A 26,611-nucleotide genomic window follows, 5' to 3' on the forward strand; every position below is an offset into this window, starting at 1 on the left:
TTATACGCTTAGCATCTGTTTTATTTGATTTTGATATATTGGTTTACTTTCTACCATTCTATTAATCGTTTTATGAAATATGCTGGTTTTAAATTGAGAGCGAATTCCATTTGATTTTAAAGTCTTCTAACGCCGCTTTTGCAGCCTCTTTTGTGGGTGCTGTATAGATTTGTTTCATGTCGTTTACAAATGCTTTTTTATCTTTCCAAACAACATATCGCATCGTGTTTCTAATTTGATGAACGACACATATTTGAGTTACAGCATTGGGGAACATAGTCTTTATAGTGTCTGTAAATCCATTTAAATTATCGGTTGCAGTAATAAGGATGTCTTGTGTTCCTCGTGCCTTAATATCGGTTAAAACACCCATCCAAAATGCGGAAGATTCGGTTTTCCCTAGCCATAGTCCTAACACTTCCTTTTTACCATCAGTGCGCAAGCCTACTGCAATGTACACCGTTTTGTTAATGATTTTTGAGTTCTCTCTGACCTTAAAAACAATACCGTCCATCCAAACAATTAAATAGAGTTCTTCTAGAGGTCTATTTCTCCAGGCAATGATATCTCCAGTTATTTTATCGGTTATTCTTGAAATGGTCGATGTAGAAATATCAAAGTTATACATTTCGTGTATTTGCGATTCAATATCACTAACACTCATTCCTTTTGCGTATAATGAAACGATAATATTTTCTAATCCTTCAACGCTGCTTTGGCGTTTTTTTATAAGCATGGGATTGAAGCTGTTTTCACGATCACGAGGAACTTCTATTTGGGTTTCTCCTAAAGTAGTTTTTAAACGTTTTTTAGAGTATCCATTTCGAGCATTATTAGCAACTCGTTTTTGGTGTTTTTCATAGTCTAAATGAGCGTCTAATTCGCCCTCTAAAATCTTTTCTATTCCGCGTTTTTGAAGTTGTTCTAAAAAACTAGTAAGAGCAGCTCCATTTTCAAATTGTTTTAAAAAATCATCATTTAAAATTTCTTCTGGTTTCATAATTACTGTGTTTAAAGTTATAAGTTAATAAAAAAATCTTAGGATTATATAATCCTGAGATTTTGAAACTTACACAGTTTATGAGATACTGCCAACCAAATCAAAGTATTTTACTAAGTCATTAATTTCTAATGGTCTTATGGTATAATTATCAAAATTTATCATTTATAGATTTATTCTAAAGTTAATATTACTCTTTCAGCAATCTTCCTAGCTGTTGTTATATTCCTTAAATCTGTATACAATTCTCCGTTTTTTCCTGAATGATGTCTATTTTAGCCCCCAATAAGTTCGGAGTGATATTTTAAATTTCAAAACTAATATATTTGAGATATGAAATACAAGAAATGGACCTTAGCACAGAAGTTAGAAATACTATCTATTTCAGAAGAAATAGGAATTATTGAAACTTGCCGAAAATACAGCGTGAGTACTGGCACTTTCTACAGTTGGAAAAAGAAGTTTGAACACAAAGGTGAAGCAGGTTTAAAAGTCACCTATAACACTAAAAGTAAAGAACTTAAAGCAGCTGAAGAAGAGAATAGAGTGTTAAGAAAATTGTTGAGCGACAGAGAAATCGAGCTTGAAGTGCAACGTGAGCTTTTAAAAAAAAAGTTTGGGACGTCCGATCCAAGAAAGATTTAGTAGATACAACTTATAAAAAATACAAGTGCAGTAAATCAGAGATCATAAAGATGGTAGGTATTGTAGCGAGTAGTTATTATAGAGTGCCTAGTGGGGGTAAAAAAGGAAATAAGCCTTCTACAGAGACTTTTCACAAGACTAAAGGGTTTGTATTACAAAATGTTGTAGTTGCGGCTGTAAAGGAGATTTTAAAACACGAATTTATAGATTGTGGATATCGACTAATGACCAGCTATTTAAGTAGAGATGGTTACACTATCAATCATAAAAAGCTATATAGAATTATGAAAGAAGAAGGTCTATTGAAGCTTGATAATAGGATAGACAGAAGTGGTTCTGGACGCAAGTTTGTAAAGTTTAGAAAGGTTTACACTTCTAGACCTTTAGAATGCTTGGAGATGGATATAAAGATGGTTTGGATCCCAAGTGTAGGAAAGAATGCTTATTTACTCTCAATTATAGACGTTCACACACGTAGAATATTAAAAGACTATTTTTCCTTTAATATTAAACAAAATCAGGTTATAGCGCTACTTTCTGAGTTATTTGAAAATTATGATTACCCTAATAATGTAGTCATTAGAAGTGATAATGGAAGCCAATTTATAGCAAAAAATGTACGTGAATATTTAGGCTTAATAGGAGTACAACAAGAATTTACACACATTGCAACACCAGAGGAAAATGCACATATAGAAGCCTATCACGGAATATTAAAAAAAGAAGTTTTTAAAAGGTTCGACTATCAATATTTTGGAGAAATAGAACAGATACTAAAACGGTATGTGAAATTTTATAACAATAGAAGGCTACACGGCTTGTTGGGACGAATAACACCAATGGAAAAATGGAATGCTGATAAAAACCTAATTATAATGAAAAAATTAACCGCTTAATTAATAATCGAAATTTAAAAGAATACTCTTGTTTTATAGGGGTCAAAACAATGTCCATGTCCAATCAATTTCATTATATAATGAGATGTTGATTTAAATTCATCAGAATTAATTTCAACCGAATAAATTAACGAAGGTTGTCCTACTTGACCAGTTCCCGAGTAAATTAAATCATTGGGGAATTTATGGTTCGTATAATATTCGTTCCAATCATATGATTGATTTACCTCGAGTAATATTTTATAATTAGTTGAACTTTCAAAGCTACTTTTAGATTTTAAAATAAAATTACTTGTTGGAGTCGCTCCAGAAACAGCATCCAAATCTGGAGAATTATTAAGCGGTACGTAAAGACCATCCGAAGCTTTTATACCACGTTTATGAGACCAATATGGAACTGCTTCTGGCCTTCTTTTAATGGCTGCCGCCCATTTTTTACCAATCTTTGTTCCATAATCAAATGTGCTTGAAGAGATTACTCTTGATATATATAAAGTTTCTATATAATTACCAATGGAATCTTCTACCCAAACAGCAAACAAAGGGTATTGAAAACCTTCACCTTTTTTTAATTCGATGTTAATTTTATGACTACCTATCTTTTTATCCAATTCAATAATTTGATAATCAAAAGTTTCCTCTGACTTACCTATTTGATTATTTCTAATTTCATTTCCCAAATTATAAACAGAACTTAAAATTGGAGCGTCAAAATAAACACCTATAGAAACTAACAAAATAATTAGAAAAATAAATAGACTTTGAAATTTTTTAAACGATTTTTGTTTTTCACCACTTATGTAATTTGTTAGTGGTTTTTTGTTATTTCTAATATGGAATACCATTCCCAATATAAAAAGTAAAGCAAAAAAAGTATGCATTGACGCCACACTCCTTTCAAAGGGTATAAAATACATTAATATCCCTGATACTGAAAGAATTAAAAATGTTATAATTAAGATATTTCCTAGTAACCTTCTATTCATAATCTTTAAAGTTTATTTATATACACTCGGATTAAATTTTTATAAATTAGCCTGTACATTTACATTCCTTAAAATCTATCCTTAATTAAGACCTCTTCAATTGGTAACTGTCCTCCTCGTAAAAATGGTTCTTCAATTCCTTTTCCGATGACTACAAAATTTGAAATGATAAAATTATTAGGCAGATTGATAAGTTTGGCAACCTTTTCTGGTTCAAAACCTATCATAATACCAGTCTCATAGCCTTTAGAAATCGCGGATAGCACTAATGTTTGTGCAGCAAACGATGCGGATCTAATGGCTTCATCACGTTGTAATTGGTCTTTGCTTTCATAAAACACTTTTGATCTAGCTACCATAAAATCGCTAACCTCTTTAGGTGCATCTTTCCATTTCCTTGGCATATCCTTTTCCCAAGCCTTGATGTCTGTACATACAAGAATTAAAGATGAAGCATCTGTTACTTGTGATTGGTCAAATGATGCTGCTCTTATTGCTTCTCGAAGCTTTGGATCTGTAATAACAACAAACTTCCAATGTTGAATGTTATAGGAGGTTGCTGAAAGCATTGCTAACGCAATAAGTTCTCTAATGTCTTTTTCAGAAATATTAAATGCTGGGTCATAATGACGTATAGACCGTCTTTTTTGAATTGCTTCTGTTGTGTTCATACCATGATCGTTTAAATTATTTTTTATAGAAATTAATTTCTTCCCGCCATTACACCTCCATCTATGTCCCAAATTGCACCTGTAATCCATGATGCTTTATCAGACAACAAAAACAAAATACTATTTGTAATATCTTCGGGTGTTCCATTTCTACCTATAGGGTGAAAAGTGTGAAATCCTTCCAAAGCTTTTTCAGCTTCATCTCTTCCTCCAAATACGCCATGATAAACGGGTGTATTAACTACAGCAGGCGAAACAGCATTCACTCTAATATTAAAGTCGGCCAATTCCATAGCCAAATGCTGAGTTAAAGAATGTAAGCCTGCTTTTTGCATTGAATATGCAGAAGATGGCGTTGCTTTTACAGCTTGTTTTGCCCACATAGAACCAACGTTTACTATGGAGCCTTCATTAGCCTTTTTCATTTTCTTAGCGATAGCTTGTGTTATAAAAAAGAAGCCACGATTTAAGTCTAAGTAAGAATTATAATCTTCAATGGTATGCTCTAAAAATGATTTTGGTAGAAATATTCCAGAAGCGTTAACTAAATAATCAATAGATTCTAGTGTCTCAATATCTGAGATAAATTTAGCTACCTGATCACCATCTTTAATATCGACTCGATGTTTGATTAAATTATTTAGGTCCTCAACTTTATCAATATTTCTACCAACAATATGCACTATTACTCCGTCACTCAATAAGGCTTTAGCAGTTGCCAATCCGATACCACTTGTACCTCCAATAATTATAGCTGTTTTGTTTTTATCATTTTTCATTTTATATGTCTAATTTTTTTTCTTTTATAATATCTCATTACACCAATAATAATTTGCAGAATTATTATGACTAACCATCCTATTAAAATTGTTGAGACCATTGAATCTTTCTTCATTGTAAAAAGAACCAAATCTATTTTACCTTCAGACCAATAAACCCACTCACTCGCTATTGAAGAGGCCAAAAGTGTATTTCCGGTTTCCAACACTATAATCCCGTTTCCAGTTATTGGATTTAGCCTAATAGCTGTATTTATTGGCGGTGTACTTTTGCCGTCATGTCCTATTATATAATCTCCATCTTTTTTGGCATATAGAATAGTTCCCAAACCCCAAATATCCATACCCATGGTAGAGGCTTGCGGTTCTCTCATGCTTTTAATCGTTTCTTTGCTTAAAACTAAATTGGTGGTATTATTTAGATTTGCATTAAAGAATATTTGCAAATCTGAAATAGAGGAGTATAATGAAGTAGCAGCCAATGATGTGTATCGGTAATGCTTCGCCACAGAACCATCAGCATTGTAAAATTCGGCTAAATGATTGTTTGAAATATCCTCCCACTGGTAACTCGTGTTCCCCATCCCTAACGGTAAGAAAACAGAACTCCTCATATACTCTGAAAATGACTGACCACTAACTTCTTCAACAATTAATTGAAGTAAAGTGTACCCGCCTCCAGAATATTTAAATTCTGTACCAGGCTCTAAACCAACTTTAACCTCTCCAGATATTCCTTCATCGCCATCACTTGCTTTTGTTAACGATTCCTCGAGACTTTGCGCATCTTCAATATGATCAAAACCTGAATATCCTAATTGATCTGTTAGACCTGCCGTATGACTTAATAGCCTTCTAACGGTTACACTATCATTATTAAATCCATTTTCTGGCAAACGCCACCTAGTTAAATATTTATTTATCGGCATATCTAAGTCTAACTTACCTTCTTCAACAAGTTTCATAACTCCATAGGCGGAAATCCATTTGCTTAAAGAAGCTAATTGAAAAACGGTATTTCTATTAACTGCTGCTCCTTTTGAAGTATAATATTCATTTGAGATTTTACCATTCTCTAGGGTTACCACCGCAAAATTACCAACAAATTCATTTTGTGTTTTTTGTTTAACAGCTTCAATGAATCCATCACCGGTATTACTTTGAGAGATGGGTGTATGCCACCATCCTTTTAATGTTCCTGTTACTATAATAAAAGTCCAAATAGCTAATGATATAGTTAGAATCAAAATGTATTTTAGTATTCGTTTTAAAGTTTTCATAATTTGTTGTTTTAATTAGTTATGAAGTTTCTCTTCCAACTCCTTTATTTTATTTCGTAAAGGTTTTGTTATCTCATCAATTTCTTCTAATGTAAATCGTTGTTTAATATGCTGAGGACAGTTCCAATCATAGGCTTCGATATGAAACACCATCATACGTTCTGGGCGAAACTTGTAGTTGTCTAGATTTAATGTTTTAAATAATTCAGAATTATCATCAAGCGCAACAGTCTCCGCTTTTGCGAATATTTTTAACCGTGATCTAGAAGGGTAATCAATCATAATAAGAGACACATTATTATTGGTTGCCATATTACCCACAGAAACGTATTGTCTATTTCCTATAAAATCAATAAAACCAAGGCGTTTTGTATCTAGTACTTTTAAGAATCCCTTTGGGCCTCCGCGATGTTGTATGTATGGAAATTCTTTGACTCCTATGGAGGCCAAATAAAAACTGTCTCGGTTTTCAATGAATGTCATCTCATTATCAGTCAATCCATCAATCACACTAAATTTTTCCATGCGCTCATAGTTTTTACGACTACCGTACTTCTCCTGTAATTTTTTTACCGCATCTGTAAATGCTATTTCTGCAAAGTTTTTAGCCATGTTATTTATTCTCTTTTAATTTTTCAAACTCTCTTTAAGCCTTTCTATTTGTTTTTTTGCATTTGTATTATTCGGATTGAGTCTTAGCGAAATTTTATAATTTTTTAGGGATTCAGAAGTCATTCCAAACAATCCATAGGCTTCCGCTAGACTGTCAAATGCGTTACTACTTTTGGGGAAAAGATGTGCATTCAATGTAAAGATTTCAATTGCGTCTTCGATCTGATTTTTCTCAACTAATTTATAACCTACTCGATTTAATTCAGTTTCATTTGAAAAATTATACGTGTCTGGATAGTTCTTTTTTAAGGTTTTATATAATTGTATCCCTTCATTTACATCATCATAGCATTTTTGTCTTATCGTAAGATAAACAGACTTTTGAGGTATTAAAAAGGAATTTCCTTTCGAAATATTTTCAATGGATTCAGCAATTTCCCGTAGTTTAAAATTTTTATTGTTAGTCATTAAAACGATTACCAAATCTTCTTTTGCATTATAATGGATAAAAGATTCGTAGTTGAAAGATGACCCTTGATGTTGATGAATAAGTAACTTATTGTTTTTAAATTTTCCACCTCCTAGTGCTGCTTCGCTACTTTCAGAGAACGAATTGAATAATTGATTTAAAGATTCTTCAGAAATTAACTTTCCAGAATGTAAACTTACAATCCAATTGTACATATCATTTACAGTAGGATGAACCCAACCTGTGATTTCAATATCCATTGGCTTATCATTAATGAAATCATTATTAAATGGTGTTGCCAATTGAGGGTTATCACTTCTTGGGTCAATAAGAGCATCTTTCATATTACTTGGACTAAGAATGTTTGACTGTACAAAATCAATGAAACTCATTCCTGATACTTTTTCAATAATTTTTCTTTGAAGAATAATATTGTTAATACTATAAGTATAACCAGAACCAGGTTTAAATTTCAACTGTTTTATCTTACTTAAATCAACAAAAATGTCTTTCTCATTTTTAACATTCCTCCAATTCACTCTTGGCAATCCACTAGTATACTGAAGAAGATGATTAATACTTATCGTATTTGACCATTCTGGAAGATGCATTTCAAATTTCGAAATTTTATCCTCTAGATTAAGTAATCCTTTTTCTTTTAGCATCATTATAGCGACAGCGTTGAATTCTTTTCCTATAGATCCAAGGTTAAATATTGAGTTTGGATTAAGCTCTTTTGATTTTGAGCCATCTGAATATCCAAACTCATTTTGATATATTATTTTATTGTTCTTTGCTACGAGGATATTTCCATTAAAAACACCACGTTCATAGGATACCTTCATCAAAGAGTCTATCAGAGTTTGATTATTGGTAATTCTTGATACATCAGTTATATTTGGATTGCTAACGTTTTTACAACTATTTAAAATGATAACCGATAATAGAAATAATAAAAATTTTAATTTCATGATCCTTGTAATTAATTAAGTTTTTTTATCTTTTCCTTTTTATTAATTTGGCTTTATCCAAACTCTACTAGAAAAAGCATCATCTACTGGTGTTTTATACACATGATTAAAATAATTACTCATGGTTTTAACACCTATGCCAGAAATTACTCCTAAAATGTTTTCTTCAGTATAACCAGCACTTAGAAAATTATTAATATCATCTTCAGAAGGAAGTCCTCTTTTTACTGTCATCTGTCTTGAAAATACACTCAATGCTTTCAGCTTTTCATTCGGGATTTCTGAATTACTTCTAATAGCATTTGTTACTTCAACAGGTACTTTACTCCAATTGTCTGCAACAAAACTATGCGCAGCCATACAATAATCACAATCATTTTCATAAGCCACAGAAAGGAAGATAACTTCTTGCTCTCTAGATGAAAATCCTGAATTTGCCCTAAATGAATTGTATGCATAAAAATAACCCTCTAATAAAGCTGTGTTATTTGCCATACCTGCATACATGTTGGGAATCATTCCCATTTCTTTTTGCGCTGTTTTTAGAATTTTACTAGATATTGAATCTGAGTTTTCAATTGTTTTTGGTTCTAAAGTCTTTGTCTTAATAGTATTCATCGTTTTTTTTATTTATTTATGTTTTATTGGTTTATGAGTTTCCCGTTTTAATCTCACCTAACAGGATAACCTTTTTATTTCGTTCATAGTTCTTGGCAGCAAATAACATTTGGTGCTTATTACCTCTTCTAATTTTTACAACCGCATTTGAATTTTTATTTCTTATTTCGATGTAAAAACCATTTCGTAAGGTTTTGGCTTTTTTGCTGGACGTCCCATTCTTATTGAAATTTAGGAGTATTAGAAATATTTAGCTTCCTAATACTCCATGTTTTTATTTACTTATAATTGCTTTAATGTCGTACTGAATTAAAAATATTAAAGGAATAGCGTAAGCTATGTGTCGTAAAAATGTAATTACTGGCATCATTGGTGACGCATCAAGTCCTGCTACTCCAGCGCCTAATAATGGCAACATAAATAACCATACCAACGCAATCATTTGAGCTGTAATAAAAATCATTGGTCTTAACCATTTTGGCCCCCAAAGTGAAGGGGCTATTCCTGCAAAAAGAACTGCTAATAGAACTCCATTTCCATAATGAGCTCCTAATCCATATGCAAATCCTAATCCTGTTTTCGCTCCAAGTAAGCCTGGAATATCCCACCATTTTCCTGTTAATAATAATCCTACGATATCAAATAATATTGTTCCTAAGATTCCTGCTATAATGGCTTTTTGCCAATTGATTGTTTTTGTTGTCGTATTCATAGTTTCTGCCGTTTAGTTGTTAAATTTATATTGAGTTAGATAAGAATAGTGTCTTTTTCTATTCCAGATGATTCTTTTTGAAGTTACCAGTTTCTCAAATCTTGTTTGAGAATTCCCTTCGGTTTGTTTCGTTGATGTTTTCATGATTTTTATTTATTTGTCTGGCAGCAATTCGATTTTGAATTTGCTACCACACAGATTAACTTAAAATCTATTTTATATTATTCTTTTTCAAGAATTCTAAAATATAATCAGCAATTTCAGCTCCTTTTTCTTCCAAAGCAAAATGTCCTGTATCTAGTAAATGAGTTTCTACATTTTTCAAATCTCTTTTATAAGGATGTGCTCCATCAGCAGGAAATATATAGTCATTTTTTCCCCATACAATTAATGTTGGTGGTTGGTGGTCTCTAAAGTATTGTTGCCATTGAGGATATAAAGGAACATTGGTTCTATAATCATAAAACATCGCCAATTGAATTTCGTTATTTTCTTCTCTTGTCAAGTGTTGCAAATCAATACTCCAGTTATCAGGACTTATTTTATCTACATCTTGCACTCCATGCGTATATTGCCATTTCAATCCTTCTGGAGAATGAAATCCTTCTAATGGTTTTCCATTCTCAAGCGTATAATCATTCCAATATTTCTTAATAGGAATCCAGAAATCTTTTAGACCTTCATCATAAGCATTTCCATTCTGAATGATCAACGACTCTATTTTCTCAGGATATTTTGCAGCAATTCTAAATCCGATAGGTGCTCCATAATCCATTAAATAAATGCTGTATTTATTTACATTCAATTCCTTTAAAAATCCTTCAACAATCATTGACATATTGTCAAATGTATAATCAAAATCTGCTATTTTAGGTTGATCACTTCTTCCAAATCCTGGGTAATCAGGAGCTAATACATGATATTGAACAGACAAGTCTGTTATAAGATTACGAAACATATGAGATGATGTTGGATAACCATGTAATAATAAAATAGTGGGTTTGTTTATATCTCCTGCCTCACGATAAAAAATATCCACTCCATTAACTTTAACAGTATTATAAGTTGTTTTTGCTGTTACTTCTTTTAAAGCAACGGGCTCGTTTTCGATTGATTTAAAAGATAAGATTCCCATAGCTAGCACTACTAAAAGTGAAGCTCCTAAAATTGATTTCATTGTTTTCATTTTTTTGTATTTATTATTTAATTGTTTGTACTAATTTCTTGACCACACTCTAGACTTAAAAACATCATCGAGGGGTGTTTCTGCAATGTGATTAAAATAATTGCTAAAGGTTTTTACTCCCACACCTGTTATAACGCCTAATACGTGACTTTCATCATAGCCAACGTTTAATAAATCGGCTATTTCTTGATTAGTAACATGCCCTCTATTTTTTGTTACTATTCTTGTGAACGTGCTCAAAGCTTTCAATTTTACATTATTAATGATTCCATTTGACCGAATTGCATCTGTAATCTCAGTAGGAACTTTTGAAGCTTTGTCGGCAACAAAACTATGAGCTGCCATACAATAATCACATTCATTTTCATACGCTACAGACAAGAAAATAATTTCTTGTTCTACGGAATTAAAACCTGAATTTTGGCGAAAGGTTTTATATGAATGTATATAAGAATCTAGCAGTGCTGTATTGTTGGCCATTCCGGCATACATATTTGGTACAAACCCCATTGCTTTTTTTGCTTCATCCAATATTGCACTTGTTATCGGATTGGTCGTTTCTGATGTTTTAGGTTCTAAATTAAGTTTTTTCATTTTTGTTATTAATTATTTTTGTAATTCCTCTTTTAATTCTTTTGTCGTATAAACGTGACTTGCAATAAATCTAAAATTTGTTTGTGCCGCTGCATTCCCATCATATCCAGGAATTATTGCAGATGCTGTTGCATCTCCAACTACTGACACTTCAAATCCATCCTCTAGTAATTCTCTCAAATGAGATTCTACACATAAATTCCCTGACATTCCTGCAAGAATTACCTTGTCTATTTTTTGCTTTCTTAATTGTAGGCTCAAATCATTTTGTTCAGGACCAAAAACTTTATGAGGACCAACAACTGTTACAAAATCTTTATCAATATATTTTTTATATCGTTCTAAAAAATCCGCACCAGAACCATCAAAACCTTCTGTAGATAGTTGATCTCCACGATCAAACATTGTTATTTTATGCATTAAAGTTTCTAAGGCACCTTCAAATTTCCAAGAATGATCATGTTTATAATAGTAATGAGGAGAAATAAATACTTTAATTCCGTTAGCTTCTGCTAATTGAAATAAGGTTTCTAAGTTTTCAACGGTATTATTAGCAGTTACACTTTCACCAACTACACCCCAAGTTACCCCATCGGGACTTAAAAAATCGTTTTGTGGATCAGTTATTACAATGGCTGTTGTTCTATCTATTTCAAATCCTGGATCTGGTAATTGTGCAAATACGTTTGAATTCCATCCTATTACAACTAATAGGGTAAATGCTGATTTTAAAATTTGTGTTTTCATAATTTTTTGATTTTTATTGTTTTAAAACTTATTTATATTTCTTGTAATTTGGTTACTATTTAATGTTCTCATGTTTTCTGTTATTTAAATTTTCTATCTCCTTCGTTTATTTCAATATCGTTAGCACTCATATCTCTAATTTGCATTAAACCATCTTCATCAAACTCCCAGTGCTCATTTCCATGGGTACGATTCCATTGACCAGAATCTGCAGCTTGCCATTCATACTCAAAGCGCACAGAAATTCTATTATCTGTGAATGACCATAAGTATTTTTTTAATGCATAGTGTAGTTCTTTGTTCCATTTGTTTGATAAAAATTTTGCTATTGCAGCTCTACCAGTAAAAAACTGATCTCTATTTCTCCATTGCGAATCTTTCGTATAAGCCAAGGATACTCTTTCGGGATCTTTACTATTCCAGGCATATTCTGCTGCTTGTACTTTAGCTATTGCTGTTTGCTTTGTAAAAGGAGGAATTATTTTTTTCATAATTATATGTAATATACAGACAAGTCTGTTTTTTTATTTAAAAAGAGAAATTAGATTTAGTCTAACAACTTTATAGCAGCACGCTTTGCAGCTTTAATAGGCCAACTGTTTTTTTGAATTTGAGATAAAATAATTGCACCTTCTAACAATACTAATATTTCATTAGCCAAATCTTCTTGGTTTGAATCCTCATGTAATAAAATGTCAATCAATTTTTTTACATCCGTTTTATGCAATAGAACTTGATCTTTAATTTTGTGTTGGTCTTGAGGAAGGTCACATATAATATTTTGAAACCCACAACCTCTATAGTTTACAGAGCTCAACCAACTTTCTAAATAATCGAAACTGGCTATTACTTTTTCTTTATTCGTTTTTTTAGAAGAAACAAAATCTTGTAGACTACCCATCCAATTAATATGTCGCTGCTTTAAATAAGCAACTGCAATATCTTCTTTTGATCTAAAATGCTGATACATGCTTGCTTTTGCTACTCCTGCTTCAGCAATAATTTGGTTAATACCAGTTTGGTTATAACCGTTATTGTAAAACAAATCTGAAGCCGTTTCAATAATGCGTTCTTTTACTCCTTGTTTTTTCATGGTACAAATATATATAGTTTTTATTACAAACAGACAAGTCTGTATTTATTTAACATATTTTTAACGTTTACTATTTGTAAGTCTACTTATGATAGGATGGAAAACCCGACTTCATAAAATTTTGTCTAAAACAATAGGCTATTTCAATAGAATTATCCGGTGGATGATTTGGCTTGGATACAACATGTAAGTAAAATATTATTCAAATCGTATTCAGCTAATAATGTCCACAGGACATTCTCTTAACACCAAATAGTCTAAAATATAGCGAATGAGCCGTTAATTGTTTCTCCAGCGCGGCAAGCCATCCAATTCTAAAAAGGTCTTCAAGACCTTTTCTTACGAGCTTGCGTATGCAGCCTTGCTTTTTTGTTTAGCGCACGTGTTATTATTTTATAATTCGAGGAGAAACTTGGCATCATTGAAATTTAACTCCAACAGAATAGGTGCGTGGAGCGTCTCTCTTTTAAGCTATACAGATGCAATTTAATAGATATCGTTCACTACATTAAATTTGAATATACTTTCGAAAGGATTTTTGATGGATTGGAAAAATAGTGTAAAAAGCAATCAAAAATAAACAGTATGTATTCTAATTATTTTTTTTTGCTATGGCATTTTCTACCATTCCTATAAATTCCTTAAGTTTTACGCGGTGGACGAAAGCGGCTGTTCTCACACTTATGAATCTAGTTATTAATTTTCTAAAACCATATCCACCCACTCTTTTTACTCCAAATATTTCCATAATGCCTGCTATATCTCCATGTTCTTTTAGAATTTCTGATACCATTGTTTTTTTTGTGATTTTCATGATGCTTGCGCTTTAATTGTTTCTTATTAATTATTTATCTTCGACAAATATAAACCATGGACTATGGTCAACGGTCTAGTAAAAATTCAATTACTTTTATGAAAATAGGTGAAATAGCAGAAAGAACAGGTGTTTCAAGGGATGCAATTCGGTTGTATGAAAGGCTAGGGCTGTTAAACGACGTAACAAGACCTCATGAGTATAATAATTATAAAAATTATGGAATTGAGAATGTGTTTCGTATTCATATGATTAAAGAGATGCAAAGAATTGGCCTGAAATTAAAAGAATGCAAAGGAGTGATGGAGGCATTAGTTAATGATGAAATGGACTCAAATAAGAGAAAGTTATTTATTAGTAATAAAATTGTTGAAGTACAAAATAAGATAACCTCACTAAAGCAGATTAAATCATTTCTTCAAGAGCATTTGAATAATGATTGTGCTTATAACAACGAATCAATGATTTCAAAGTTGAAAGGTTAATCTTGTTTTTTAACTCATTTCTTTGTTGCAAGCAGTATTTTAATTTAATAATAGATAGTCGTTTCAGATTTCGGAAATTTCAATTCGTTATTTCCGGGATAAAAACGATTCATTGTCGGCAGAGTTTCCAATTTTATAATCATTTCTTCTTTCTCTATTTTTGAACTTTCATGCGCACAATCCTCGGTTTCTTTTTCGTAATGTATCTTACCATTTGAGAGATTATAGTCAAAATTGGAGAAATAATCACAAGGTGAACCAAAATTGACAGTGGCTCCGATTAATTGAAATTCTCCGCTTTGAAATCTAAATCTATGAGTGTACTTCCATTTTTGCCGACTTCCTCCAAAATGATTAATTACAATACAATTTCTTTCAATTGAAATTCCTTCGAAAGGGTCGTATATAATAAAGGGTGTAAGGCAATTTATGATAGAATAGTCGCAAAAGGTAAGCGTAAAAAATTAGCTTTAATTGCAGTTTGTAATAAGCTACTAAAAAAGGCATTTGCCATAGCAAAATCAGGATTAATATATGAAGACACCTACAGAAGTACTTTAGTGAAAAATTAATGAGATTTTACTTGTTTTTTACCACAGTACTTTGTTGTGCGTTTGTACTTCTAATTTAATTTGAACCATAAATATTTGCAGCACCAGTTCTTTTACCGTAAACGATATTATTTTTCACTTTTTAATGAACTATAAACTGCTCTTCTAAAATCTTTTGAAATTTCAAAAGAGAAGTCTCTTGCTCGAGTCATAAATACACCATACAAATCATTCTCTAAATCAATCCAAAAATGAGTATTATGATAACCAGACCATCCAAAGATGCCTTTTGGTGAATTTGTTCCGTCACGATCTGGATCTGTTAATACAAAAAAAGAAAAACCTATCTCAAAACCGTTGTCATCATCTTTTGAATAGGGCTTTGTCATCATATCGATACTTTCTTGTGATATTATTTTTTGCCCTTTAAATATTCCTCCATTTAATAACATCTGGCAAAAACTTGAATAGTCATTTAATGTAGAAACTAAACCTTCGCCACCAAAATATGCTTTATTGTTGATGTCATAGGTTAGCTCGTCAAGCTCATTCGTAAAACCCTTAATAGTTTCATTGTTAATATACAGTGGTTGAAAATTTTCTCGATCACTTTCTGTTAAATGAAATTTTGTTTCATTCATTCCAAGGGGATCAAAAATTTCAAATTTTAAAAATTCATAAAAATTTTTCTTTGACACAACTTCCGCTACTCTTCCAAGTATTGCCATATTAATAACATATTAATACCATATTCATACTTTGAACCAGGCTCAAACTCTACAGGGTGATTTGCAACATCTGAAGCAAAGTCTTTTAGGTTATCGTATTTTAAAGTACTTGTAAAGAATTCTGGTTTATCATAATATTTGTATCCAGATCTATGTGTCATTAAATGAAATAAAGTCAAATCTTTCTTGCATTTGTAAATTCCGTCGTCTCCTTTACATTTAAGATTTTCAAATTCTGGAATATATTTAGATACTTTATCTTCAAAATTAATTAACCCTTTTTCATGCAGTATCATCATCGCTACAATGGTAATCGGTTTTGACATTGACCATATTGGAAATATAGTATTGTTGTCTATTGCTTTTGCATTAGGATTCTTGGAATTTTCTATATGATGGTATAGTATTTCACTATCTTTAAAAACTAAAGCAACATTACTTGCAGTAATTTCATCTTCAATAAGATTTTTCTGGAATGTTTCTATTTTTTCAAACTGTGAATACACATTGCTAATAGAAGCAAAAAAGAAGAATATGAATATTGTTTTTTTCATAATGATATTTATTTGTTGCTTATTTTCGATGGTTATCGGCTTTCCCATTTTTGTATTGTTAATTTTGCTTTCCCGTATAACGCACAACTTGGCCTATATGGAAAGTAGCGTTTTTAAAGCTACGATTTACTAGATATTCTATTTTTTCTCTTGCTGGTGTGACAGGGCTAATGCATTCAATCTTGAGTTGTGTACCGTTTGTTTCTACCAGGTTTTCAAAAATGTCATTTTTTGTCCCGTACGAATGTTGACAATTGTGTCGCCTAGTTTTATCATAGGTTTATAATTATTTACTTGTAGATAACTTGTATTTTCCAACATAAGGAAGCACATCACCACCAATATATAAATGTCCATTAAATTCTTTTACAGCCCCTGCTTCTGGTAAAACTTTCCCATTGGTATCAAAAAGAGATTCTATAATTTCACCTTCCTCTGAAACGTTCATTATCATTCCGAAAGTCTCTGCTTTTGGTTGCATAAATTCTGGCAAACTATATATAAATTTTTTCATTACTTTTTTAGAATGTATTTTATCTAAGGCCTCATTTCTCTTCGTTGAAAATCCTAACCAATAGCTACCGTCTTCCCTGATTGAAATCCCATTGGGAAAACCAGGAAGATTGTCAATGAATATTTCAGTTTGCCCTGCTTTTGTTCCTGATAACCAATATTTAATAACTCTGTATTTGGTTGTTTCAACCATCAGCAGATAGTTTTGGTCTTTTGAAATCACAACACCATTACCAAAATAGGTACCTTCAATAAGTGTTTTTATTTCCTCCGTTTCTGGATTATAGCTATATAAACCACCTAGAGGTTTCATTTCCATAATAATTTTTCTACCGTATTTTATTGTGTATGATGAGATTTCTGATGTATTGCTGAAATACATCATTCCATTATCAGCTATATCGAGTCCGTTAGGAATAAAAAATGGTTTTCCATTTTCATCTGTTGCCGCCAAAATTTTGACTTCCTTCATTGTATTTATACTAATTAAACCTTGTTTGTGACTTAAGGCTATCAGGTTTTGCTCTTTATCGAAATGTATTCCTGCGACCCAAGAACCTGAATTATAAAATTCTTCAATCTTGCCTGATGGATATATTTTCAAAATTCTACCATCACTAAAATCTTCGTTATGTACACCTGTATAAAGATTACCAAAACCATCAAACAAGATATCTTCTGGTCCAAACCAACCATCTAATTGAATTTTATCACTGCTTACTAACTTATCATTGAGTTGTGTTGTGCCCTCAAAGGCTGGAGTTGTTTCAGGCTGATAAGCCAAAGGTTTAAGAGCACAAGAACTAAGCATTAACATAGATAAAGTTGATGCCACAAAAATCATTTTTACTGTTTTCATTATATTGTTTTTAATTATTATAATGCAAAGCAACGATGAAGTAAATGAAAATTCATTTACATATGTAAAGAAATGAATTTCGGATTAATTGGATGGAAACTGTCTTCTAATCCTACTTAATTGTGTGGCAGAGATACCTAAATATGACGCAATATGAAATTGAGTAATAAGTTGTTCAAGGGTTGGAAATTCTTTTTTGAAGAGGACGTATCTTTGAGATGCATCAAGTAATACTATTTCAATTTCTTTCTTTTCTTTTTCTAAAAAATAATACTCCGCTATTTTTCTTGCAAACCTTTCTAAATCAGGGCATTCGTCATAAAGTTTTGCCAATGATGCATAATCACAAGTATAAATAACACAGTCCGTCAAAGCCTGTTGAGCAATTAAGTTTAAATTTCCAGTCAACAATGAAGTGTAAGCCCCAATGATGCTTTGCCCAACAAAAAATTGTTTATTATAATCTTTACCTTCTTGATTTATGAAAAACGCTCTTACCACTCCTGTTTTTAAAAAAGCCATTTGACGAGCAGTTTTATTCTCTTTAGCAAAGTATTCGTTTTTTAAAAGTTTATCTTCTTTAAAAAAAGGAAATATTTTATTCCAAGTTGATTCATTGAGTGTTGATATGGCATTGAAATAATCCTTTAGTTCATTCATAATCTAGTATGATTCATTTATCTGTCTTATCCTATTATACGTTGACCTTTTTTAAGGTTAATAATTGCTTTTCAAATTTATACTTTATTGCCGGAACATTGATAAGTTTTTTAAAAATTTCCCTTCGGGTTTTAAAAACTTATCAACATTCCTACGGCGCTAAAGTAGTAACTTTAACTCGTTTATAATTTTTGTTTTCATGTTGATTGTATTGTAAATGAACTTCTTGTGGTTTTTTTAAATCTAAACTCCAATGCATTCTTTGGTTGTTGTAAAGTGCTACTGCTTCTTTCACCATTTTTTGAGCGATTTCTACAGATTTAATAGTGTTTTTTAATGCAAATTCGTACTTCAAAATACCATTTATTCGTTCTGCAATTGCGTTTTCATAAGGGTCATACTGTTGGGTTGTGCTTAATATAAATCCTTTATTTTGTGCATATTGTGAGTAATCTGGACAGCAATATTGGATTCCTCTGTCGGAATGATGAATGATGTTTTTGTGATTAAAAATGCAGTTTTTATGAGCCATACTTAATGCTTCTTTTACCATCGAAACTTTCATATTGTCTTGCAAGTTCCAGCCCATAATTTTACGAGAATACGCATCGGTTACAAGGGCTAAATAGGCGTGACCCGAATCGGTTTTAATGTAAGTAATATCGCTTACAAAGACTTGTTCGCTATGAGTTATTTTCAAGTCAGTCAATAAATTAGGCGATTTATAAAAGAAGTGTTTGGAGTCTGTTGTAATAAAATAACGCTTGGTTTTTTTAATCAGCATTCCTCTTAAGCGTAGTAAATCGTTTATGGCATCTCGCCCCATTTTGATATTGATTTCCATTAGTTTTGGTTCTAAATATTCGTACAGCTTTCTTGTTCCAGTTTTGGGTAGTGTTTTTCGGTATTCAAGCACTAAATTCAGCACTTTTTCTCTTGCCAATTCTTTTACTTTTTCCCTTTCAACACCTTGATAATAGGCTTGTTTTGTAATCCCGAGCGATTCGTAAATCCATTTTATTTTGAAAGCTTTTTCTTCTTTCTTTGAATTTCGTTTGCCAATCCCTCGGGCAAGTACTTTTTTGAGAGTTCCTCCCCCGTAACTTTCTCAAATTCAACAATTAATTCTTGTTGAAATTCTTTGATTCCTTCTAGATCCTCGATTCTTTCCTTGAGTTTTTTAATCTCATCATCTTTTGAAATAAAGGTTTTTTGATTGGAATAGTTGCTTAATTTTTTCATCCAGTAGTGTATTGTTGTTCGTGAAATATTGTACTTCTTAGAAGCAAAGTTAGCGGATATTTGACCATTATTGATTTGGTCAATGACAAAAAGTTTGTACTCGAAAGTAACTTTTTGATAGCTGTCTTTTCGACAGGCCTGATTTGTTGGTGTTTCCATAGTGTGCTAAAAGTGTTTAATTTTTAGTCAACCTATTTTAGGACGATACATGTTTCATAATGTTGCCTAACGTTCTAGTATAAGAGAAGTTGCGGTTTTAAGCACCAACTTTTCAGATTATTACTAATCTTTATTTTATTATTTATCTTTCGTTTTAGCACTTGCTCCGCTATTTTTTATATACATTGTTGTAGCCAGTACTTTTATGACCCCCAAATTTCTAATTCTGCCATACTGCCTAAAATTCTTTCATACATAGGAATAGCTAATTCATATATGTTGTTATTATTTCTATCTCGGACTGAAACTTGTTGTATATCAAAACCTGGTTGTGGTAAAATTATATTATAACTCCAATTATTAATTTTGAAGTTATCCGCTAACGTTTCCCAAGTAGCTTGATTTGTTAATAATAATTCTGAATTACCTTGGATTCGTTCTTTAAGTCTATCTATTAATGAAACAGAAGATACCCAGTGAATACTTCGCATTGCTTGAGTAAAGAGAATATCGCAGTCAGCTTTCCTACGACCTGGATTTTCTCCATGTGAAGCTTTACAATGGATGAAATGTACTTGTTTAGTGCTTTGTTGAAACCAAATTAAATCTGCAATTTCATTAGCACCATCATCAAGTATTAAAACATCACTATTAATTTCAAAATCGGGTCTAATCAATTCAATTGTTTTGTTAATTACAGGAAGAGCACCTGCTATAGGAACTTGAATATATCTTTCAGCACAAATATTACAATCGCTCCAATCTTTCACTTTCCAAATACGAGAAGGTAAGTTTTCCATATTTCTATTTGGAGTTATTTTATTTCTGCCTTCAATTACTGAACCAGTAGGCATAATTAAAGAAGGATAATACTCATTAAGTATTTCTTCAAGTGATTTTTCAATGATGTCAGTTTCACTTTTGTCAGCTCTAACTCGAATATCATTTTCCGTAATTATTGTCCAAATTTTATCTTCAGATAGATTCATTACTAAATCAAATTCAAATTCATTTATTAGAATTTTACATTCTAATAAATTATTATCTGGATCTAAGTTTAATGGGGTTATTTCTGGAATACAGTTTCTTATTGGGTCAATATCATTTATATGAATAATTGTTGAATAGGAGCGGAAGAATAAATCGTTTGGAATTATAGCTATTGGGAAATCTTCAATATTGCTAATTGGTTCAGAACTAGCTAAAAATGAAAGTCCAGGTAAATTAGTTATTACTGGCCCCTCTTGAATTAAGTCCACTAATGAATCACACCAATTTTTGAACTCTTCGGATGTCCCTCTTTTCATTGCCCAAATACGTCCGTTTTTGGTAGCTATTCCCCAAGTTGTTTTTGGACCTAATTTTAATAATGCATGACCTGTACTAAAAACTCTTCCTTCGCTTGCTCTTACCGAAGCTTGAACTCCGCTTCCAATTACAGTTTTATATGATGGCTGAGATGCTCCTTGAGAAACAGCATTTTTCATACCAACCATAATATAATCACTTTGTCGAAATTGAGATAATGTTTTATAAAGCCTGTTGTGTGGTAATCTTCTTAAGTCAGATTTAATAAGTTCTTTTTTGAATGAGGCAAGAGCCTTTTCACTAGTTGTAAGCTCAAATAAAAGATTACTATCTGAATGATGATATAATAGATGGACATCTAAAAAGTCCTCTATATAAATTTCACCATTTGCCCAATCTAAAGGTTTATGATAGGCAGTAACAATCACTAATGGTGAATCATCATTTTGCTGTTCTATTCTTAGAATCTCAAAAGGGGCTTTTGCATTGATTTCGTCAACATTTTCAAATTCAAAATCATCTGTTGTTTCATATACCAAAGCACTGAAAAAAACATTGAGTTCTGGCATTTGAAAATCAAGTTCTTTTGCTTGACTAGACCTATAATGTCTAGCTCTTTGCATTTGTTCGTCAATTAACTGTGGAATTAGTTTTCCCCAGGTTTCATCTGATTTATATAGTTTATAGACTTCACCTTTGACTTCATCTTTATTGGCAATAAGTGTAGCATTACCTACTTGACCGTCAGGTTGTCTAGAGATTCGGCCAAGAAATTGAATTGTATAAGGAATAGAACGTGGTGTTGCATGTAAAACTGCAACTTTTAAATTTGGAATATCTAACCCTTCACTGGCAATTCCAACACAAACTAAACCATCTAACTCATTATTTTTAACCTTTGTGACGAGTAGAGAATTAATATTAGCTGAACGTTTTGAGTGAATAAAATCTACATTAAAACCATTTTTATTATAGAGATCTGTTAATATAACAGAATCCTCAATTCTATCAGTTCTGATTAAGATTGAAGCATTCGGATTTAATTCCTTTTCTCTTTGAAATACATCAAAAGCTGATTTCATTAAAGCTTCATTTGTGTTTAGGATGCCAATTTTTTCTCCAACAAAATTAACTTCTCTCATTATATTATCTTCTAGAGCTTTATCAATTGAATAATGATATATCAATTTAGCTTTCATTCTTTTTCTATCGCGTCTAAAGGGTGTTGCGGTAAAAAAGACTCTTTTTATTTCAGAATAAAAATCGTTTAGTTTTCTCCAAGATTCTGCTGGTTCATGATGAGCTTCATCTACTAGGACCGCATCTATTAAATCTACCGGAATTGGCTCAATGTCTTTATAATATGGGGAAATACTATTGGGATGAGCAACAATAACGTCATGCTCGTTTAATATTTCTTCCCATTGTTCACGTGTCTTTTTGCGTTTTGTAACTTCGAAAACTTTTACACCATCAATTTCATTTGGTAAGCAGTTAGCATTTTTCAATACTTGTAAAGTTTTGAATTGTTCAGCTATTTGCCTACGAAGTATTTTTGAAGGTACTACTATTAGTGTTTTTTTTAGATTTAATTCAAAACAAGTAGCCATCATTAAAGCAGTTTTCCCAGAACCAGTTGGCATACTGATTAAAGAGGCTATTTCATTTGATGATGTCGTGAAATGGCTTTTTAAAGCCCAAACTGCACCTAATTGACACTTTCTAAGTCCATTTCCTTTTTCTGGCTGTAGTTTAAATAATTCTTTGTTTTCAATAAAAAAAGCCATGAAATATGCTTTAGAAGTTGGTTATTTGTATTGGTTACAACGTTGTTGTATATGGTTTGTTGCGTGTTTCAAGCAACTAATTTAGTAAATAATTACGGACAAAGAAAGTCCGCGAGGACTTTCGTAAGTAGGCAAAAAGCCAGCAATAAATTATATACGGTGTTGCCCACAGTATTTTATTTTCAGAGTTCAATTCCGTATTTTTTTAAAGTCGTATTAAACCAACCTTTTCGGTCTTTCCAAACGTCATCTGTTCTTAATTTATCTATCGCAATCTTTTTAAATTTTTCTTTTTTACTTTCCAATAATGTTTCTATAAATGAGTGCAAATAGAATACTTCATTTTCGGTTTGAAATTTAGCTTTCGGAAAGTCAGTTTTCAAATAGTTTTCCAATTCCTGCGAGTATTCAGACGAGTAGTATTTTCTTAAATAATCAAATGCATATGAATTATTCTTATTAAAAGCCAATTCCTCAATTCGTGGTAAATAGCTTTTTTTATGTTTTCTATTCTCAAAAGTTCTGTCATAAAGTAGCCAATAAACTTCTTTTTCTGAATAGATAATTATGCTATCCAATTTTTCCATTGTCAAGTCAGTAGCAAGTGCCTTTTGCATTGCTAAATCCTGTTCATAATTATTGCCTTTAATTTTTCGAGACGCTTCTATTCTGATTTTATTCCAATATTCGTGATAAATGATTGATGAAACAGGTTCGACGTCCATTATACAACCCTCGAAAGTCTCAACCATTTCATTTTTCCGTAATTCAGTTGATAGTAATTCAGGAACGTTTCCTTTTTGAGACTGAATGAGTTCAATCGAAGCGTAAGTCCGAAGTGTTGGGTTCTTGTGTTTTGATAATTCGATTAGTTCTTTGTCGGATAATTTTTTCTTTAATTTTTGAAATCTTGTGTATTGTGGACTTACCACACAGCCATATCCGACACAATCAGATTCCACTCTATTAACTTTAACTATAGAGTCAGTCAGTTGTTCTTTTGTTTGCGAAAAACAAAGACTAATTGTCAAACTAAATATTATCGTGAGCAGTTTTTTCATATTGTGGGCAACGTTTGGTGTATGGTTAGTTGCGCGATTAAGCAACTAAATTAGTAAACAAATACGAACCAGAGAAAATTCCGAAGGAATTTTCCAAATAAGTATTGACCAAAGCAATTAATTATACACGGTGTTACCTACCGTATTTCCTTTTCAGTTTTCTCCATTTCCGTTTGTCCATCACAATGATTATCAGTCCATATTTTCCTTGTGAACCATAATATTCACATATTTTGTCAGTCGGTTTATGTAAGTCTATTTTTTCAATATACTCTAAAGTGATAAATTCCAAAACATTTAGTTTCTCTAAAGGATATTGATTAATAATTATCAAAGGATTTTTTACAGTCATTAAATCACGAACAATTATTTCTGTATTGACTCCTTCGTGAGATATTTTTACTCCTCTTTCAGAAATCGAATCCTTCTTTTCAGCGTTAAATTCCAAATATTCATATGCTTGATTTTCCACATAACTTTTAAGCGTTATGGATTTATCGAGTTTGTTCCATTTCGCATTTGATTCTTGTCCGAAAGTTATATTTCCGACTAAAATTAATATTATGAAAATCAGTTTTCTCATATGGTAGGTAACGTTGTTGTATATTAAAAGTAAAGGATTGAAAATCAGTTACCTCGGTTGTTGTGATTGTTTTTAAATTTGCTTTTTGTTTAGGCAAGCAATTTGACCTTTATTTTTATTATACGGTGTGTGTGCCCAGTATGGGCATCTTTAACTTATCGCAAGATAAGTTATTCAACTAGAGGGTGCAAGTCCCTTATGCACAGGAGTAACGTCTTGAAGCATTAGTAAGTCGCAAGGGTGGTAACTGCGAAGTTACATCTGAAGAAAGCGAGACTACAAAACTCGGTACTGACGAACAGAAATCGTATACAGAGGCATATTTACTTGGGTAAGCAAGCACATCATTGTAACGCCCAAAAGAGTAACAAAAGGGTAAGTATGTAGATACGGCAGGAATTGAGTGAAAGAAGATGCCATTACCTGGGGAGGTCTCTAGAGCCACGAGTTGGCTGTATAGAGAAGTCAGCAGAAGTCATAGTACTTACAGGAAACGAGGAGGGAAAAACCCTCACGGTCTCACAAGTAAGGAAGGACTGAACATTAAATTACGTTGTAATTCGACTAGGAGGCATTGCTAGCCTAGTCTTAGCTCAACAGGAGTAAACAAATTATTTAAAACTATGATTGCCCAAGTATTAGAAGCTACGAATCTTTATAAAGCAGCACGTCAAGTTATGCGCAATAAAGGAGCAAGCGGAATAGACAGTATGTCGCATCAAAAACTCCCTGAATACATTAGGGAAAATAGGTCAGAACTACTGCTATCCATTTGTAATAATAGCTATGTACCACAAGCAATTTTAGGAGTAACGATCCCTAAAGGAAATGGTAAAACCCGACTTTTAGGAATACCAACGGTAGTAGACAGATGGTTACAACAGGGGGTAAACCAACAATTAATGACTAAGTTCGAATACGAATTTGAAACCTTTAGTTACGGATTTCGCCCACAGAAGAACATCCAAAAGGCAGTACTACAAGCCCAGCGATACATCAATGATGGCTATCAGGATATTGTAGATATTGACTTAAAAGGATTCTTCGATGAAGTAGACCATTGCATCCTACTGCAACTTATTTACAACAAAGTACAATGCCGAACCACCTTGCGTTTAATCCGAAAATGGCTTAGAGTTCCCATTTCAATAAATGGAAAACTTTATAAACGCCGAAAAGGAATTCCACAAGGCAGTCCAATAAGTCCATTACTATCTAATATTATATTAGACGTTCTGGATAAAGAAATGCAAAAACAAGGGGTACGATATGTGCGTTATGCAGACGATTTTAGTATGTATGCTAAAAGCAAAAGCGAGGCAAAACGAATAGGAAATAGCATGTATTTGTTTCTTAGAGACAAATTAAAGCTCCCTATAAATGGTGCTAAAAGTGGTATACGCAGACCTGTAAATTTTAAATTGCTAGGACACGGTTTTGTGCCAATCTATAAGAAAGGCATAAAAGGGCAGTATCAACTAGTTGTAAAACAGGAAAGTTGGGAAAAGTTTAAGCGCAATCTTAAAAGTTTAACCAAGAAAACCAAACCAATGTCTTTACTAGAAAGACTCGAGCGACTAAATCAAGTTTGCAGGGGCTGGATGAATAATTACCGATTAACAAACATTTATGCTAAACTTAAAAAGTTGGATGAATGGTTGCGAAATAGGTTACGATATTGCATTTGGCATGATTGGAAAAAACTAGAAAGAAAACGTAAAAGCCTAATTCGATTAGGAATAGAAAACGGACAAGCGTATGCTTGGAGTAGAACAAGAATGGGAGGCTGGGCAGTAGCCCAAAGCCCTATACTTAAAACTACAATTACCCTTTCTATACTTAAAAGAAAAGGTTACAAACCCATGGTAGATTACATAAATAAGAAGCAAACTTCAATTTGGTGAACCGCCGTATACGAGACCCGTACGTACGGTGGTGTGAGAGGCGCACTGGCTACTTTTTGGTAGTCAGCCGTCTACTCGATTGGCTACAGTTATTTTTTCCTTTGTTTTCCGATGTGAATATAATTCTTTTTTCTATATTAGTTT

Annotated in this window: 26 protein-coding genes and 4 pseudogenes; 5 read left to right on the forward strand and 25 right to left on the reverse strand. The window is 32.1% G+C overall.

Features of this window, described 5'->3' with window-relative positions:
• A pseudogene (locus BST83_RS06640) lies at nucleotides 1-102 on the reverse strand (IS1595 family transposase); the annotation flags it as partial.
• Nucleotides 101-1,000, reverse strand: a pseudogene (locus BST83_RS06645) (IS256 family transposase); the annotation flags it as partial. The pseudogenes BST83_RS06640 and BST83_RS06645, both read right to left, overlap by 2 nt.
• A 333-nt stretch (nucleotides 1,001-1,333) precedes the next feature.
• Between BST83_RS06645 and BST83_RS06650 the strand changes: the two are divergent.
• Entirely contained in the window at nucleotides 1,334-1,645 is a 312-nt protein-coding gene (locus BST83_RS06650) for a transposase (protein WP_104809106.1), read from the forward strand.
• 38 nt (nucleotides 1,646-1,683) lie between these two features.
• Nucleotides 1,684-2,541: pseudogene (locus tag BST83_RS06655) on the forward strand (IS3 family transposase); the annotation flags it as partial.
• A gap of 14 nt (nucleotides 2,542-2,555) precedes the next feature.
• Here BST83_RS06655 and BST83_RS06660 read toward each other — a convergent pair.
• From BST83_RS06660 to BST83_RS06730, 14 genes are all read right to left on the reverse strand, one after another.
• Entirely contained in the window at nucleotides 2,556-3,527 is a 972-nt protein-coding gene (locus BST83_RS06660; protein WP_104809108.1) for a DUF4405 domain-containing protein, read from the reverse strand.
• Between the two features lie 68 nt (nucleotides 3,528-3,595).
• The gene (locus BST83_RS06665) at nucleotides 3,596-4,198 is read right to left on the reverse strand and encodes a nitroreductase family protein (protein WP_104809109.1); all 603 of its coding nucleotides are present in this window, start codon (nucleotides 4,196-4,198) and stop codon (nucleotides 3,596-3,598) included.
• 32 nt (nucleotides 4,199-4,230) lie between these two features.
• Nucleotides 4,231-4,977 carry an SDR family NAD(P)-dependent oxidoreductase gene (locus BST83_RS06670; RefSeq protein ID WP_104809110.1) on the reverse strand — a complete coding sequence of 249 codons (747 nt, stop codon included), beginning with the start codon at nucleotides 4,975-4,977 and terminating at the stop codon, nucleotides 4,231-4,233.
• Entirely contained in the window at nucleotides 4,974-6,257 is a 1,284-nt protein-coding gene (locus BST83_RS06675) for a serine hydrolase domain-containing protein (protein WP_104809111.1), read from the reverse strand. The genes BST83_RS06670 and BST83_RS06675 overlap by 4 nt, the downstream gene beginning before the upstream one ends.
• A gap of 15 nt (nucleotides 6,258-6,272) precedes the next feature.
• Nucleotides 6,273-6,869 carry a pyridoxamine 5'-phosphate oxidase family protein gene (locus tag BST83_RS06680; protein WP_104809112.1) on the reverse strand — a complete coding sequence of 199 codons (597 nt, stop codon included), beginning with the start codon at nucleotides 6,867-6,869 and terminating at the stop codon, nucleotides 6,273-6,275.
• Nucleotides 6,870-6,884: 15 nt separating this feature from the next.
• Entirely contained in the window at nucleotides 6,885-8,183 is a 1,299-nt protein-coding gene (locus tag BST83_RS06685) for a serine hydrolase domain-containing protein (protein ID WP_170062753.1), read from the reverse strand.
• A 168-nt stretch (nucleotides 8,184-8,351) separates the two neighbouring features.
• Nucleotides 8,352-8,927, reverse strand: coding sequence for a carboxymuconolactone decarboxylase family protein (locus BST83_RS06690; protein WP_104809114.1), 576 nt, complete (start codon nucleotides 8,925-8,927; stop codon nucleotides 8,352-8,354).
• Between the two features lie 274 nt (nucleotides 8,928-9,201).
• Nucleotides 9,202-9,639, reverse strand: coding sequence for a hypothetical protein (locus BST83_RS06700; RefSeq protein ID WP_104809115.1), 438 nt, complete (start codon nucleotides 9,637-9,639; stop codon nucleotides 9,202-9,204).
• Nucleotides 9,640-9,850: 211 nt separating this feature from the next.
• Nucleotides 9,851-10,816: an alpha/beta fold hydrolase gene (locus BST83_RS06705; RefSeq protein WP_240614680.1), complete on the reverse strand. Its 966-nt coding sequence runs from the start codon at nucleotides 10,814-10,816 to the stop codon at nucleotides 9,851-9,853.
• A 39-nt stretch (nucleotides 10,817-10,855) separates the two neighbouring features.
• On the reverse strand, nucleotides 10,856-11,419 hold the full coding sequence (locus BST83_RS06710) for a carboxymuconolactone decarboxylase family protein (RefSeq protein WP_104809117.1): 564 nt from the start codon (nucleotides 11,417-11,419) through the stop codon (nucleotides 10,856-10,858).
• Nucleotides 11,420-11,431: 12 nt separating this feature from the next.
• Complete coding sequence (locus tag BST83_RS06715) at nucleotides 11,432-12,166, reverse strand: isochorismatase family protein (protein WP_205853564.1); 735 nt, start codon at nucleotides 12,164-12,166, stop codon at nucleotides 11,432-11,434.
• A gap of 80 nt (nucleotides 12,167-12,246) precedes the next feature.
• A complete protein-coding gene (locus BST83_RS06720) occupies nucleotides 12,247-12,657 on the reverse strand; it encodes a nuclear transport factor 2 family protein (protein ID WP_104809118.1) in 411 nt (136 codons plus the stop codon).
• A 56-nt stretch (nucleotides 12,658-12,713) separates the two neighbouring features.
• Nucleotides 12,714-13,259, reverse strand: a complete 546-nt coding sequence (locus BST83_RS06725; RefSeq protein WP_104809119.1) for a TetR/AcrR family transcriptional regulator — start codon at nucleotides 13,257-13,259, stop codon at nucleotides 12,714-12,716.
• Between the two features lie 592 nt (nucleotides 13,260-13,851).
• Complete coding sequence (locus BST83_RS06730; RefSeq protein ID WP_104809120.1) at nucleotides 13,852-14,073, reverse strand: DUF1858 domain-containing protein; 222 nt, start codon at nucleotides 14,071-14,073, stop codon at nucleotides 13,852-13,854.
• Between the two features lie 98 nt (nucleotides 14,074-14,171).
• On the opposite strand from BST83_RS06730, the gene BST83_RS06735 reads away from it, so the two are divergent.
• Nucleotides 14,172-14,558, forward strand: a complete 387-nt coding sequence (locus BST83_RS06735; RefSeq protein ID WP_170062754.1) for a MerR family transcriptional regulator — start codon at nucleotides 14,172-14,174, stop codon at nucleotides 14,556-14,558.
• Nucleotides 14,559-14,944: 386 nt separating this feature from the next.
• A pseudogene (locus BST83_RS20575) lies at nucleotides 14,945-15,130 on the forward strand (IS110 family transposase); the annotation flags it as partial.
• A 107-nt stretch (nucleotides 15,131-15,237) separates the two neighbouring features.
• On the opposite strand, the gene BST83_RS21060 reads toward BST83_RS20575, so the two are convergent.
• From BST83_RS21060 to BST83_RS06785, 9 genes are all read right to left on the reverse strand, one after another.
• Nucleotides 15,238-15,837, reverse strand: coding sequence for a serine hydrolase domain-containing protein (locus BST83_RS21060; protein WP_104809122.1), 600 nt, complete (start codon nucleotides 15,835-15,837; stop codon nucleotides 15,238-15,240).
• A complete protein-coding gene (locus BST83_RS21065) occupies nucleotides 15,816-16,439 on the reverse strand; it encodes a serine hydrolase domain-containing protein (RefSeq protein WP_104809123.1) in 624 nt (207 codons plus the stop codon). Before BST83_RS21065 ends, BST83_RS21060 begins: the two co-directional genes overlap by 22 nt.
• Before the next feature lie 238 nt (nucleotides 16,440-16,677).
• Nucleotides 16,678-17,763 carry an SMP-30/gluconolactonase/LRE family protein gene (locus BST83_RS06755; RefSeq protein WP_104809124.1) on the reverse strand — a complete coding sequence of 362 codons (1,086 nt, stop codon included), beginning with the start codon at nucleotides 17,761-17,763 and terminating at the stop codon, nucleotides 16,678-16,680.
• 84 nt (nucleotides 17,764-17,847) lie between these two features.
• Nucleotides 17,848-18,423 (reverse strand): Crp/Fnr family transcriptional regulator, encoded by a 576-nt coding sequence (locus BST83_RS06760; RefSeq protein ID WP_104809125.1) that lies wholly within the window; start codon nucleotides 18,421-18,423, stop codon nucleotides 17,848-17,850.
• Between the two features lie 151 nt (nucleotides 18,424-18,574).
• A complete protein-coding gene (locus BST83_RS06765; RefSeq protein ID WP_104809045.1) occupies nucleotides 18,575-19,486 on the reverse strand; it encodes an IS3 family transposase in 912 nt (303 codons plus the stop codon).
• On the reverse strand, nucleotides 19,441-19,824 hold the full coding sequence (locus BST83_RS06770; protein WP_104809046.1) for a helix-turn-helix domain-containing protein: 384 nt from the start codon (nucleotides 19,822-19,824) through the stop codon (nucleotides 19,441-19,443). Before BST83_RS06770 ends, BST83_RS06765 begins: the two co-directional genes overlap by 46 nt.
• 203 nt (nucleotides 19,825-20,027) lie before the next feature.
• Complete coding sequence (locus BST83_RS06775; RefSeq protein WP_104809126.1) at nucleotides 20,028-22,919, reverse strand: DEAD/DEAH box helicase; 2,892 nt, start codon at nucleotides 22,917-22,919, stop codon at nucleotides 20,028-20,030.
• Nucleotides 22,920-23,101: 182 nt separating this feature from the next.
• The gene (locus tag BST83_RS06780) at nucleotides 23,102-23,881 is read right to left on the reverse strand and encodes a hypothetical protein (protein ID WP_146092131.1); all 780 of its coding nucleotides are present in this window, start codon (nucleotides 23,879-23,881) and stop codon (nucleotides 23,102-23,104) included.
• A 232-nt stretch (nucleotides 23,882-24,113) separates the two neighbouring features.
• Nucleotides 24,114-24,563 (reverse strand): hypothetical protein, encoded by a 450-nt coding sequence (locus tag BST83_RS06785; RefSeq protein ID WP_104809128.1) that lies wholly within the window; start codon nucleotides 24,561-24,563, stop codon nucleotides 24,114-24,116.
• A 623-nt stretch (nucleotides 24,564-25,186) separates the two neighbouring features.
• On the opposite strand from BST83_RS06785, the gene ltrA reads away from it, so the two are divergent.
• Nucleotides 25,187-26,467 carry a group II intron reverse transcriptase/maturase gene (ltrA, locus tag BST83_RS06790; RefSeq protein ID WP_104808356.1) on the forward strand — a complete coding sequence of 427 codons (1,281 nt, stop codon included), beginning with the start codon at nucleotides 25,187-25,189 and terminating at the stop codon, nucleotides 26,465-26,467.
• The last annotated feature ends 144 nt before the right edge of the window (nucleotides 26,468-26,611 follow it).

This window comes from Polaribacter filamentus, from assembly GCF_002943715.1.
In the GTDB taxonomy this organism is placed as follows: Bacteria; Bacteroidota; Bacteroidia; order Flavobacteriales; family Flavobacteriaceae; genus Polaribacter; species Polaribacter filamentus.